The 13,714-nt window shown below is 49.1% G+C and carries 11 protein-coding genes; 3 read left to right on the forward strand and 8 right to left on the reverse strand.

Annotated features, from left to right (window positions below; genetic code table 11):
* Positions 1-48: 48 nt before the first annotated feature.
* Complete coding sequence (locus HA49_RS12240; protein WP_245610197.1) at positions 49-1,242, reverse strand: MFS transporter; 1,194 nt, start codon at positions 1,240-1,242, stop codon at positions 49-51.
* Positions 1,243-1,601: 359 nt separating this feature from the next.
* On the opposite strand from HA49_RS12240, the gene HA49_RS12245 reads away from it, so the two are divergent.
* Positions 1,602-2,603 (forward strand): XdhC family protein, encoded by a 1,002-nt coding sequence (locus tag HA49_RS12245; protein WP_046791809.1) that lies wholly within the window; start codon positions 1,602-1,604, stop codon positions 2,601-2,603.
* An 81-nt stretch (positions 2,604-2,684) separates the two neighbouring features.
* On the opposite strand, the gene HA49_RS12250 is transcribed toward HA49_RS12245, so the two are convergent.
* The 7 genes from HA49_RS12250 to HA49_RS21675 form a co-directional block, all read right to left on the reverse strand.
* Positions 2,685-3,665: a LacI family DNA-binding transcriptional regulator gene (locus HA49_RS12250; RefSeq protein WP_038017799.1), complete on the reverse strand. Its 981-nt coding sequence runs from the start codon at positions 3,663-3,665 to the stop codon at positions 2,685-2,687.
* Between the two features lie 96 nt (positions 3,666-3,761).
* Positions 3,762-4,907: a Gfo/Idh/MocA family protein gene (locus HA49_RS12255; RefSeq protein ID WP_038017802.1), complete on the reverse strand. Its 1,146-nt coding sequence runs from the start codon at positions 4,905-4,907 to the stop codon at positions 3,762-3,764.
* Between the two features lie 10 nt (positions 4,908-4,917).
* Positions 4,918-5,973 (reverse strand): sugar phosphate isomerase/epimerase family protein, encoded by a 1,056-nt coding sequence (locus tag HA49_RS12260; protein WP_038017804.1) that lies wholly within the window; start codon positions 5,971-5,973, stop codon positions 4,918-4,920.
* Positions 5,974-5,989: 16 nt separating this feature from the next.
* The gene (locus tag HA49_RS12265) at positions 5,990-7,228 is read right to left on the reverse strand and encodes an MFS transporter (RefSeq protein WP_046791810.1); all 1,239 of its coding nucleotides are present in this window, start codon (positions 7,226-7,228) and stop codon (positions 5,990-5,992) included.
* A gap of 490 nt (positions 7,229-7,718) precedes the next feature.
* On the reverse strand, positions 7,719-9,212 hold the full coding sequence (locus HA49_RS12270; RefSeq protein ID WP_038017810.1) for an aldehyde dehydrogenase: 1,494 nt from the start codon (positions 9,210-9,212) through the stop codon (positions 7,719-7,721).
* Positions 9,205-10,848 carry a GMC family oxidoreductase gene (locus HA49_RS21670; protein WP_038017813.1) on the reverse strand — a complete coding sequence of 548 codons (1,644 nt, stop codon included), beginning with the start codon at positions 10,846-10,848 and terminating at the stop codon, positions 9,205-9,207. Before HA49_RS21670 ends, HA49_RS12270 begins: the two co-directional genes overlap by 8 nt.
* 15 nt (positions 10,849-10,863) lie before the next feature.
* The gene (locus HA49_RS21675; protein WP_038017816.1) at positions 10,864-12,264 is read right to left on the reverse strand and encodes a purine-cytosine permease family protein; all 1,401 of its coding nucleotides are present in this window, start codon (positions 12,262-12,264) and stop codon (positions 10,864-10,866) included.
* Positions 12,265-12,760: 496 nt separating this feature from the next.
* Here HA49_RS21675 and HA49_RS12285 point away from each other — a divergent pair, with 496 nt between their 5' ends.
* Positions 12,761-13,564 (forward strand): hydroxypyruvate isomerase family protein, encoded by an 804-nt coding sequence (locus HA49_RS12285; protein WP_038017829.1) that lies wholly within the window; start codon positions 12,761-12,763, stop codon positions 13,562-13,564.
* A gap of 9 nt (positions 13,565-13,573) precedes the next feature.
* Positions 13,574-13,699, forward strand: coding sequence for a hypothetical protein (locus HA49_RS21985; RefSeq protein WP_281177710.1), 126 nt, complete (start codon positions 13,574-13,576; stop codon positions 13,697-13,699).
* Positions 13,700-13,714: the final 15 nt, after the last annotated feature.

Raw genomic sequence — 13,714 nt, forward strand, 5'->3', positions numbered from 1 at the left:
TATTAAAGTGGATTCACCAGCGCGAATCAGCGGGGGCAAGGTCAGTCATTACAATGTAGAAGCGTGGGAAACCCGATTTCCACGACCAATGACCAGTGAGGAAATCACCAACAAAATAATGCCGCCGGTAAAAGAAGCGATGACGGATATACGGTCAAGAAGTACACCGCCAAAAGCGCCCCCCAGCATGATCGACAACTGAATACAGGCGACCATTAATCCGCCGCCGCTTTCAGGTTCATCACTCATCGCCTTAGCCAGCCAGGTTGACCAGCAAACAGGCACCGCAGCATTAACTGCGCCCCACAGAACCATCATGCAGGCGACTCCGGTAACGGACTTATCCATCAACAACATACCGAGTGTTGCAACAGCCATAACCACAGGCAGCCATCGCAACATGCCATACAAGTGTTCTTTTTCGAGTAAGCGTCCGGCAGCCCAGGTACCCATAAATCCTGCTGCACCTAATCCCAGCAACAGTAATGAAAGTTGGTCAGCCCCGGCCCCGGTTTTAGTTTCAAGAAACGGGCGAAGATAGGTAAAAGTTGTAAATGCCCCGGCGAAACTAAACATCACGGCCAGCATGCCAAAACCCACATTACGACGTTTCAGCAAACCGAATACCTGGGAGACCGGAATCGCTTTTTTCGGAGGCATTGCCGGAAGACTCACTAATTGCCAGATAATATTGATAATCACCAAAGGCACTAAACCCCAGAACACAGCTCTCCAGCCAAGCACACCACCAAGCCATGCACCAACAGGGGCTGCGAATGCGGTGGCCAGAGAATTTCCCATATAGATCATTCCCAGGGCTTTGGGGACCAGGTTTTCTGGCACTAACTGTAATACTGTGGCCGTAGAAAGTGACCAGAATCCACCAATAGCCATTCCTAAAAAAGCGCGAGCGACCATCAGCAGGGTAAAATTAGGTGCCAGCGCAATCATGATTAATGAACTCAGCATCAATAGGGTCATGGCGAGTAAAATATGGCGACGATCAACGCGGCCAGAAAAAGACGCGATTAAGAGACTGGTAAATACAGCAAAAAATCCTGACACCGAGATGGCTTGTCCCGCCATGCCCTGAGTCGCATGAAGGTCATCAGCAATTGGGGTCAGTAAACTCACAGGCATAAACTCTGAGGCTATAAGCATGGCAACGCAGAGTGTCATTGACCCAACTGCGCTCCACATTTGCTTTTGGGAATGGTGGGGTGTAGACGTTGCGATCGTCATAAAGTCCTCTTGAAAAAGGTTTTCAATTAAGTTGTTTGTATGCAATGGAAAAGATAAATATCAGGAGAATTATCAAAAAAGTAGGAATTACGGTGTTGATACCGGTTTATCATTTTGATAAGTAACAATGACTATAACATTTAAAATTGTTTGTTATAAATGAAAGTGGCTAATAGCGGTTGTTAGTATTATTCATTAATCTGTTGGCGAAAAAGTGTCATGATAAATAATGTTCAGGAGTGGAATTTGTTTAAACTCTGAAAATCGTCATCTGTTTGTTTGGGTGGTTTTTTTTCATCAGTGAAAGTCTTTTAAGACGCTGTCAGCAGGCGGATTAATTTTTTGCAGGACACTATTAAGTGCAAAATCTCGATATTCAGGTTTTAAATGAAGGATTGAACTGGCTAACAGAACAGGATATTTGGCTTTGTACGGTATTGAGTACATTTGGTTCTTCCCCTCGTCCTCCCGGAACGATGATGGTTATCTGTCAGGACGGAAAGTTATGTGGATCACTATCGGGGGGATGTGTTGAAGAGGACTTCCTGATTCGGATTCTTTCCTCAGAGTTTAGTCTTGCATCACAGGTCGTTCGTTATGGTGGCGGAGGTTTAACGCCTGACCGAAGCCTTCCATGTGGTGGGGTGCTGGATATTCTGGTTGAAAGGCTCCCCCGGGGAGAAAACAGTCTTGCCTATCTTCAACAAATGAAAAACGCAATCAGTGGTGCTTTAACACTGAAAAAGAGTATTGAGTTGCCCTTACCCTGCACACACCTTCAGCCATGCAGCTATTCGAGTAGCACCATCGCACATTATGATGCTCACCAGGTCAACCTGACACTGGCTGCCGCACCCAGACTGATTATCGCTGGCTTATCCGTCGTTGCCGGTTTTTGTGCAGGTTATGCTGTTTCATTGGGATTTGAGACGATTGTGTGTGAAAACCGTCCGGAGGCTTTAGCCAATTTTTCCGGTAGCCTGGGAAATGATGTAAAGGTCATTGAACAGTTTCCTGCCAGCTATCTGGAAAAATATAGCTGCCATGCGAATACTGCTATTGTTTCATTAACACACGATCCACGTATGGATGACCTCACAATAATGGAAGCTATCCATACTCCAGCGTTTTATATTGGAGCAATGGGTTCGATAAAAAATAGCATGCGTCGCTTTGAGCGTTTACGCGATATAGCTGAACTCACAGATGATGATTTGCAGCGAATTCATGCACCGATTGGTTTACCTATAGCCAGTAAAACCCCTGCTGAAATCGCTTTATCGGTGATGGCAGATATTGTGCGACATAAAAATGGTAAGGCAGGATCAAACAGAGGAGGAATGGTTCATTACCGGGCATGACCAATGGATGCCTGGAGTATCATTACCACGTCGCTGCGCAACCTGAATACGGCTCTGAAGACAAAATCACACTGAGAGGCACTAGGCACTGGCACGCTTAATCAGGTGTCCCTGCATGATCACGCGCTCCGGCGTGCCGGCGGGGTGATCGATCTTTTTACATAACAGCCTGAAGGCATTACGCCCGATTTCTTTTGAAGGCTGCGACAGCGTGGTCAGTGGCGGAGAGACCATCTCCGCCAGTTCAGTTCCGTCGAAACCGGCCACCGCCACATCATCGGGAACGCTGAGCCCGGTGGCCTGTATCGCTGCCATTGCGCCGGCAGCCAACGTATCAGATACCGCAAAAACAGCGTCCGGGACTTCATCAGCTTCAAGCAACGCCGTCATTGCCTGGCTGCCAGCCTTAAAACTTAGCTCGCTGGCATAGCTGATTGCCTGCCAGGTCAGGTCATACGCAGCCAATTGTCGCAGATATCCCTGCTGGCGCAACTGCGCATATTTATAGCTGAGATCGTGATTAATCAGTGCAATACGTCTGTAGCCTTTATCCGCGAGATAGCGGATGACCGCCTGTGAAGCTTCTCTGTCGTCGATGCCCACGCAGGATATTCCTCCGGCGTCGGCATATTCTGCGCACTGAACCCAGGGCGTCCCGGCGATCAACTGGCTCAGTTCAGGCAGCTTGCTGAAGGCATCCATGGTAATAATGCCGTCTACCATCTTTCCGGACAGTAGCTGCAGGCTGGAGCGGGAGCGTTTTATGTCAGAGCCGGAATTGCACAGCAGGATGCGGTAGCCATTTTTTTCGGCTTCCTCTTCGATACCTTTTACCACCTCGGCGCAGAACGGGTTCGAAATATCGGAAACCATGACCAGAATCATGAAACTGCGCGCCGTGCGTAGCTGGCGCGCCATCAGGTTAGGCTGATAGTTGCTCGTTTCAATAGCCTGCAGTACTTTTTCGCGATTGGCGTCTTTGACGGTGTCAATATTGTTTAGCACACGCGACACGGTTGCTACGGAGACACCCGCCAGGCGGGCTATTTTCTGAATAGACATGAAAAAATCCGGATAGAACTTACGCATTGTAGACTAGCATACTTTTAGACGGGCCATAAGTCAGCCCGGCCTGAATCACACAGGACGGGTCGGCGGTTAAGGGGTGACGCGCACCCAGCGTTGCTCACGGTGGCTCTGCACGATGGCGTCTACAATCGCCATCACCTGAGCGCCGTCGTGGAAGGTTGCGAAACTGAGATCAGCGGAAGACTGTCCCTGCTCCACGGCCAGATAGAATTGCTGCATCATGGCGCGGAACGCATCCGGCCAGCCTTCGATATGCCCACCCGGGAAACGCGCGCGGCGGGACACGTCGGGGTTCATCAGGGAAGGATCGTCCGTCAGCAACTGATTAGCCTTATGCCGGTGTCCCAGCCACAGTTGCTGCGGTGTTTCCTGATCCCACGCAAGAGATCCCTGGCTGCCATTGACCTCCAGGCTAAGGTGATTCTTGCGGCCCGCTGAAACCTGGGAGACGCTGAAACTGCCTTTGCTTCCATCGTCAAAGCGGAAAAGTACGAAGCCCATGTCTTCCGTGGTCACTTTGCGGGATTGGTACTGCTTTTCTTCATTCTGAGAACTAAATGTGGCGGCCTTATCCAGGCTGGCCTTACGCGTGGGCCAGACGATGGATAAATCAGCCATCACTTCCACTATCTTACGCCCGGTGATGAACTGAATAGTGTCGCACCAGTGCGAGCCGATATCCGCCACGGCGCGTGACGTACCACCCTTTTCCGCGTCCACGCGCCAGTTATAATCAGTTTCTTCCAGCATCCAGTCCTGCAGATAGCTGCCCTGAGCAGAAAACAGGCGTCCGAGCTGCCGGTGACGTACCATGCTGGCCGCCTGCTGAACCATGGCGAACTGGCGGTAGACAAAGCTGACGCCATGCACCACGCCCTTATTCTCAGCAAGTTCAACCAGCTCCCGGGCCTCATTCATCGTCATACACAGCGGTTTTTCCGAAAATACGTGCTTGCCGGCACGGATGATCTGGCGGTTTATCTCAGCGTGCAGGTGATTAGGCGTGCAGTTATGTACCGCATCTAACCCCTTATGCTGCAGAAACGCTGCCACATCGCTGTAGGCGTGCGGCACATCTAGCTCAGCCGCGCGTACCTCTGCTCCGTTCTGAGAGGAATGACAGATGGCGACCACATTAATGTTGCCGAGGCGGCGCAGTGCCTCTATGTGCGCCGGTCCGATAAATCCGCTGCCAATAATGCCTACGTTAATCATCGTAGTCTCCTTAGTTAAGGCCCAGTTGGGCGCGCACTCCGGCGCTGTCCTGCTTACGGGCAGCGAAGTCGTCGAACGAACGGTCAGCGACCGGGATAATGTGGCGCTGAATAAACTCAGCACCTTCAACGGCACCGGTATTGCTGTCTTTCAGACAACACTCCCATTCCAGCACTGCCCAGCCGTCATAGTCGTACTGCGCCAGCTTACTGAAAATGCCTTTGAAATCGACCCGACCGTCGCCCGGCGACCGGAAACGCCCGGCACGGTCGATCCAGCGCTGATAGCCGCCATAGACCCCGCTCCGGCCATTACTCTGATATTCGGCGTCCTTGACGTGAAAAGCCTTGATGCGCTGATGGTAAATATCAATAAACTGCAGGTAGTCAATGTGCTGCAGCAGCAGATGGCTCGGATCAAACAGAATGTTACAGCGTGGATGATGTCCTACTGCCGCCAGGAAGCGTTCAAACGTCACTCCGTCATGCAGATCCTCGCCCGGGTGGAGTTCGTAACAGACGTCCACGTTGTGACGATCAAATTCATCCAGCACCGGCAGCCAGCGACGGGCCAGCTCGGTAAAAGCCTCTTCCAACAGAGCCGGGTTGTGCGGCGGCCAGGGATAGAGATAGGGCCATGCCAGAGAGCCAGAAAAGGTTGCGTGCGCGCGTAGCCCCAGATTTGCCGAAGCCTTAGCCGCCTTTTTCACTGTGTCAATGGCCCAGGCCGTGCGTCGGGTATTGTCACCGCGCACATGCTCTGGCGCGAAGCCGTCAAATGCTGCGTCGTGCGCCGGATGAACCGCAATAAGCTGCCCTTCCAGATGCGTGGAAAGCTCGCTGATTTCCAGTCCGTAGTTCGCCAGCAGAGCAGTGACGTCATCACAGTAGGCCTGGCTGGCTGCCGCCCGCGCCAGGTCAAAAATAGAGGGATGATTACAGGGGATCTGTACACCCCGATATCCATAATCTGATGCCCATTTCGCCAGCCCTTCCAGCGAATTGAAGGGGGGCTGATCCCCGATAAACTGTGAAAGGAAAATGCCTGGCCCTTTTAACGTTTTCACGTACACCTCCGGTTAATTAAACCGCTTCATCCCGATATTTGAAGGAGAAGAGGAAAAGAATGGCGATCGCCGCTGCCGCAACGGCAGGTATCCACCAGAATGTTGCCCAGTTTTCTGCTGACCCCTGACCGGCAACAAGGTGGTTATAAAGCGTGCCCGAAATCTGCGACCCCAGCAGCATACCGACGCCGTAGGTGAACATCACCACCATGCTCTGCGCCTGACCCTTAACCTTTTCGCCGGCGATACGGTCGGTATAGATAAATCCCACCACGAAGAAGAAGTCATAGCAGACGCCGTGCAACAGAATGCCGAGGTATATCAGCGCGCGACCTTCCTCACCCATCCCCAGGGCAAACAGCGCATAGCGCACGAACCAGGCTAGCATGCCCACCAGTAGCATGTACTTCACGCCCAGACGACGGAAGAGCAGGGGAATTACCAGCATGAAGAAAATTTCAGACATCTGGCCGAAGGACATGACAGAACTGACATTGGTGACACCGGCGTCAGCCAGCCATGATGCGGTGTAGGCGTAATAGGTACCCAGGGGAATAGAGATCAGCGTAGCGCAGAGCGCGAATACGAAAAAGTGGCGGATTTTTAGTAAAGCAAACGCATCCGCACAGAATAGATCCCGCAATTTCAGGGGGATCCCTCTGGCCGGTGCAGGAGTGTGCGGTAGCGTCAGGCTATAAATAGCCAGCGCCACGGAGCAGATAGCCGCGACGGTAAAGACGGAAGTGCTTGCGGAGATGCCCGCGAAACCGATAAACAGCCCAGCCACAATCCAGCCGATCGTTCCGAACACGCGCACCAGCGGGAAACTTTTGTCGCTGCTGGCCAGGCTGTGAAAGGCAATGTTATTGGCCAGCGCCAGCGTAGGCATGAAGCACAGTGTGTAGCCAAACAGCAGAGCAATCAGCAGCGCACCATTTTCCGCCATTAGCGCTTCTGGGACAAACCAAAGGATCACTGCGCCAGCGAGGTTCATGACTGCCATCACCTTCTGGGAAGGAAAGAATCTATCCACCAGCATTCCCAGTACAAAAGGGGAAAGGATGGAGGCGATGGGGCCGGCGGAAAATGCGTCACCAATAAGTAATGACATGTTGTGCTGTGCCATCACCAGTCCGAGTGTGACCGACCAGCTTCCCCAGATAAAAAACTGCATGAACATCATTAAAGAAAGACGGGGAATGAGTAATTTCTGTTGTTTCATTGTCCCCTCCGTACCCGTGAACGATGTAGCCATATAATCCTCACACTCTAAAGTAATCGATTACATTTTTGAATGCCTATAAAGTAATCGATTACTTTAAAGGTTTCCGTCAGGGGGATCACAGATTGCGTTTAATCATCTGGCTACCGGAGTACATGTTCAACTTCGTGATGAATGCAGGAACAGATATCTATCATATTTCTGAGGTTAATTTTATCCATGGCAGATGTTCTGCAATGGGATGCCCCATCATCATGTTTTTTAATTAAAAATTTGCGGCCCGGGTGAATACACTGCATTGAACCAATAAGTTACTATCAATACCACCAGGGATATCAAGGGGGGTAATGAATACTTCATATTCATCATAAAGTATCAGATAAGCGGGTAATGGCTTGGTTAACTATTTTTACCTTGTTACTCATTTTCATTGGTTAAACTCGTAGTAAGACTATCATCTACAGCAAACCCATAATAATGCTATATCACCCGGCAGCGGAGCCGGGTGACATATGCATAGGTGTTATTCGCGGAATTCAAACCAGGTGGTTTTTAATTTGGTGAATTTATCAAAAGCATGCAATGACAGATCACGGCCGAATCCTGACTGACGATTACCGCCGAAAGGCACGGTAACATCCAGTGCATCAACGGTATTCACCGAAACCGTCCCGGCGTTCAGTTTCCGGGCGACCCGGTGGGCCTGATGAAGATCATCCGACCATATCGATGCAGCAAGAGCGTAGATATGGTTATTAGCCAGTTCAATAGCTTCTTCCTCACTGTCAAAGACTTTAACTGCTAGTACCGGCCCGAAAACTTCATCACGCCATAAAGCCATATCCTCGCTGGTCACCTCAATCACGGTGGGAGCAATGTAATTTGCTACCGTTTCAATTTCTACCTGCTCACCACCGGCTCGAAGAATACCCCCCTGTTCAATGGCGGTATGAATAAAGTTCAGTACCTTATCTTTGTGTGTAGCTGAGACCATTGCACCCATCTTCGAATTGGGGTTTAGCGGATGAGAGGGCTGCCAGAGTGCGAGTTGTCCGAGAAGTTTTTCCATAAATTCAGGATAGATGCTGCGTTCGACTAATAATCTGGAGTTAGCAGAACAGACTTCTCCCTGATTAAAGCAGATTCCGAATGCCGCTTTCTCGGCAGCCAGTTCGAGGTCCCGACAACCGGACATAATAATATTGGCGCTTTTCCCGCCGCATTCCAGCCATACCTGTTTCAGATTGGACTTGCCTGAATATTCCATAAAAGCTTTTCCAACCGCGGTCGAACCGGTAAAGGTAATGACATCAATATCCTGGTGTAATCCCAGTGCGGCACCGGTTTCCACCCCAAGCCCGGTAACGACATTCAAAACACCAGCCGGAAGTCCTGCTTCTAAAGCCAGTTCCGCTAATTTTAATGCAGTGAAAGGTGAGTGTTCAGAAGGCTTCAGTATCACACTGTTACCAGCCGCTAATGCCGGACCGATTTTCCATGCAGCAATATCCAGTGGGAAATTCCAGGGGACAATCGCAGCAACCACGCCAACAGGTTCGCGGGTGATCGTAGCCAGAGTCCCGGGGCGTGTCGGGGCAACTTCGTCATAAATTTTATCAATGCTTTCGGCGTACCAGGAGATGACGTGGGCAGCACCCGGAATATCAATGTTAAAGGCATCCTCTACCGGTTTTCCCATACTGACACTCTCCAGGAGAGCCAGTTCTTCCCGGTGTTCCAGCATCAGTTCTGCCAGCCTTTGCAGCACTGCTTTTCGATGCGACCGGGGGGATTCCGACCAGAAACCTGAATGAAATGCCTGGCGGGCCGAGCTCACTGCCAGGTCTACATCATCAGACTGACAAGCGGTGACTTCAGCCAGTAACTTATTACTGGCCGGATTAATGACTTCGTAGGTTTTCCCGGTTTTAGCCAACCAGGGGCGACCATCAATGATCGAGTGGCTGATAAATTTTTGTTTGTTTAGCAGGGTTTGCCAGTAATCACGATTATGCATAGGTATTTTCCTGTTGGCTGGTAGTCACCGAAGATATCTGGTTGATAATCATGCTGGCAGCGCGTTCCCCAATCATAATTGAAGGGGCATTGGTATTACCGCTGATAAGCGTGGGCATAATGGATGCGTCTGCTATTCGTAAATTATCTACTCCGTATACCTTAAGAGTCTCCGGGTTAACGACGCTCATTTCGTCGCGACCCATTTTGCAGGTACCTACCGGATGGAAAACGGTGGCGCAATACTCTTTGACATACTGATGTAATTGCTCGTCAGTCTGAATATGTTTACCTGGCAACATCTCTTCGCCACGAAACGCATTAAATTCCGGTTGAGAAAGAATATTTCTTGCTGTTTTTATGCCTTCAACCAATACGTTGGCATCATAGGGGTCTGCAAGGAAATTAAAATCAATGGCAATTTTCCCGTCACGTTGTAAATGTAATGCACCAATCGATTTTGGTCGCAATACACAGGTATGAATAGCGAAGCCGTGTCCCCATTCAAACAGGCGTCCACGATGGCTGCGATAACCAGGTACAAAATGAAACTGAATATCAGGTTCACCATCACTCAGTTTTGTGCTGGCAAATCCACCGGCTTCTACGTAGTTGGTCGTCAGCCAGCCTTTGCGGCGCATAAGGTAACTGAAAGGGGAAGTCAGAATCGGTTTCCATGCTGCAAACGAAAAACCCAGTGTCATTGGATTTTTGCTACGCACAGTGACCAGACCATCAAGATGGTCCTGCAGATTTCTCCCGACTCCTGGCAGAGGGTGTACCACGGGGATACCGGCAGCTTCCAGTTCTGCAACCGGTCCAATCCCCGATTTCATTAAGATATGCGGTGAACTAATGGAACCTGCTGAGAGAATGACTTCATGACGGCAAAGAAATGTTGTGGGCTGGGCACTGCCCTCTTCGATAACAGAAACCCCTCTGACTGTTTTGCCTTCAATAATCAACTTCTGCACAGTGCAACCGGTCTTCACTGTCAGATTACTGCGTTCCAGCTGAGGATGTAAAAAAGCGCGATAGCTTGATAAACGCTTACCCTCCTTTTGAGTGACATTATAGATGCCAACGCCCGCCAGAGATTTACCATTGAAATCATTGTTTTCAGCTAATCCTGAGCGTTTGCCAGCGGCAACGAACAGTTTAGACAGTGGATTCGGATCACGGGGCTTATCAACCAATAATTCGCCATCAAAACCATGAAAATCAGGATCCTGCGATAATAAATTCTTTTCTGAAAGTTTGAACCATGGAAGGACACTGTCCCAGCCCCAGTCATCACAACCTTGTTTTTTCCAGTTATCATAGTCTGAAGGCAGGCCACGAATATAGATCATACTGTTCATGGATGAAGATCCACCCAGGGCTTTACCACGAGGGACGTGAATGGTTCGTCCCCCTAAACGCGCTTGTGGCATAGAGTAAAAATTCCAACTGAACTTTTTGCTCTTATATAAAGTGATTGTTCCGGCAGGTGTCTGAATACGCGGTGTATCATCACGACTTCCTGCTTCAATAAGACAGATTTTCAGATCAGACTGCTGAGCCAGACGGGAAGCCAGTACCGAACCTGCGGAACCGCCGCCAATAATAATGTAGTCATAGGTCTCATTGTTGTTCATTAGTATCCCCTGTGATTACTTAACAACTGAAGTTTGTGCGGAAGCCTGAGTACGGCAGAGTAAATAATAAACAGGTGAAACCACCGCCAAACCAATAATCCAGGAGATATCTGCGCCTCCCAGCATATTAGCTGCCGGACCGGTATAAATAGCCGTTGACATAAAGGGGATCTCAACAACAATTCCAAGCAGATAACAAAAAATAGCTTTTGAGTTGAAATAGCCATATATCCCACCGTCCCGACGGAAAAATGAAGGAACGTCATATTTCCCGTGAGCAACCAGATAGTAATCAACCAGATTAATTGCCGTCCAGGGGACCAGTACGTATAACAGCATAAGAATAAAATTGGTGTAATTTACCAGGAAGTTTTCCTGGCCATAAACGGCGATTAAAACTTCGATAAGTATGGTGATAATGGCGACTACAATACGGGAGCCGGAATGTGGTGACCATTTTGGCAGGAATGTCTGACCAAGGGTGAGTGTACATAACACACCGCAATATAAATTCATTGCATTTGTAGCAGCAATACCCAGCGCAAAAACAATGATAACTACTGAAGATAAGCCCCCGGTCATAGTCACAATGTTAGCAATTAAGTCACCGTTGACTATGCAAACAGAGACCAGAATCCCCAGAATCATTGGGAAGAATGAACCGAGCACGCAACCCAGATAACTACACCAAAACACGCTTTTTTCGCTAATGTCTTTTGGCATATAACGTGAGTAGTCCGATACATATGGGGCATAGGCGAGCTGCCATAACGCGGCAATAGAAATAGCACCGAGGAAACCACTCAGGTTAAAACCATTTCGTGCAAAAAAATCGGTTGGCAGACCGTGAACGAAGATAATCCACCCAAAAGCGGCAACCAGAATAACCCCTGATACCCATGACATCACCTTGGTATAGGCATGAATAAGGTTATAACCGAAGGCACAGGCCACCAGACTCAGCAGCGCAGAAATCAGAATGCCGGTATCTGTCGACACCGGGGTATAAATGGCATGGAGTGACTGCCCGCCCAGCACAAGGTTGGAAGCCAGAAACCCGATATACATAATAACGACCAGCGCAACTACCAGCACTGAGCCATAGGAACCAAATTGCCCGCGGGTTTGTACCATCTGTGGTACCCCCAGTTGCGGCCCCTGTGCGGAATGTAATGCCATAAACAAACCACCGGCGAGATTACCGATCAATACGGCAATAGTTGCCCAAATGAAAGACAGATGGAAAATGCTTACCGCCAGAGCACCGGTAATAATCGTGAGCAACATGATGTTTGAACCAAACCAAATGGTAAAAAGATCCCGTGGTTTACCGTGGCGTTCATTGTCCGGAATAGGCTGGATCGTGCTTAGTTCTATACTGGTAGCGACAGCATTATCTTTTGGGGGATTCGACATTAAAGTTATCTCAACATAGTCATTTGCAGGCTTGCCACATGGCTGTGGTTATCACACCCGTAATTTGCCAAGGGTGAAAATAACGTTCTTTGGATAGTGCAACAGATGGCTATTGAGAGAAATTAAGAAAAACATAAGCAACGGATATAAAAATAAGATACAGACCTGTCTGATAAGTTTTATTTTCATCGATAAGCAGCAATCGCACCAGGATAATGCAATGCACTATTCAATACCTAATATGATGATTTTCCTCAGAATAAAAATATTATTGAAGTTGTCATGCATTATTTGGGGGCAATCAGACGGAGTTCTGACTCATATCAACAGGGAGTGATATTTTTATTTAAAAGGCTTTTGCCGGTTAAAATGTCGGTCATTAACCAGAATGCCGAAATTTTCATTAATATTTTCCTTATCAGGAGATAATACTGATAGTGTAATACAGCGATCATGGTTTAACTGTCGGTGATATATTCATAAGCTAAGGTGTTTTATGGCTCATTCATTAAAGTTTAGCGCTAACCTGAAATGGCTGTTTACCGAACTTCCTGTTGAGCAGCGTTATGATGCCGCGGCAGCGGCCGGTTTTAAGGCCGCAGAATTTGCCTGGCCTTATGACTACCCTGTTTCATTTTTCCGTGAACTGTTGGCAAATAGCGGGTTACAGCAGGTACTGATTAATACCCCCGTCGGTGCGGCGGGTTCAGTGAAAGCTTCCGGTCAGGCTTGTCACCCCGACAGCGTGGCTGCGTTTATCGCAGATATGGAGAAGGCTATCGAATATGCTTCCGGCCTCAGTTGCAGGACCATTCATCTTCAGTCTGGTATCCGCCAGCCGGGGATCAGTGATGAGGCTTGCTACGCTACTCTGGTGGAAAATGTCAGTACTGCCGCTGAACTGGCCGCGAGGGAGAATATCGAACTGGTTCTGGAGGCGATGAACCCCCATGATAACCCACAATTTATTCTCCATACTCAGCAACAGGCGCTGTCTGTAATTCAGGATTCCGGAGCGGGCAACGTCAAATTGCTGTTCGATTTTTACCATACTCAGAGAAGTGAAGGAGATGTCACGGCCAAATTACGCCGCTTCATTCCGCATATCCGGCATGTGCAGATTGCCGACTCACCAGGCCGTAATGAGCCTGGCAGTGGTGAGCTCAACTGGAATTTTATTTTCGATGCGCTGGTGGATGTCGGGTATCAGGGGTGGGTAGGATGCGAATACCGGCCATTAACTAATACCCGTGACGGACTTGCATGGAGAAAGCTTTTCCCGCTGGCTGATAGTTTTTAGGCAGGACAAATGCCTGAATCACTCCGCTCTGTCACTACGTCATTGTACTTCCTGCATGTTGACAGTAAAGCCGGTAAGACTTTGTCTGCCACAGCACCATATTACCGGGTGACGATTCCGGTAAATCCGGGGTAAACGGTGCAGGGGAGA

The organism is Tatumella morbirosei, from assembly GCF_000757425.2.
GTDB lineage: Bacteria > Pseudomonadota > Gammaproteobacteria > Enterobacterales > Enterobacteriaceae > Tatumella > Tatumella morbirosei.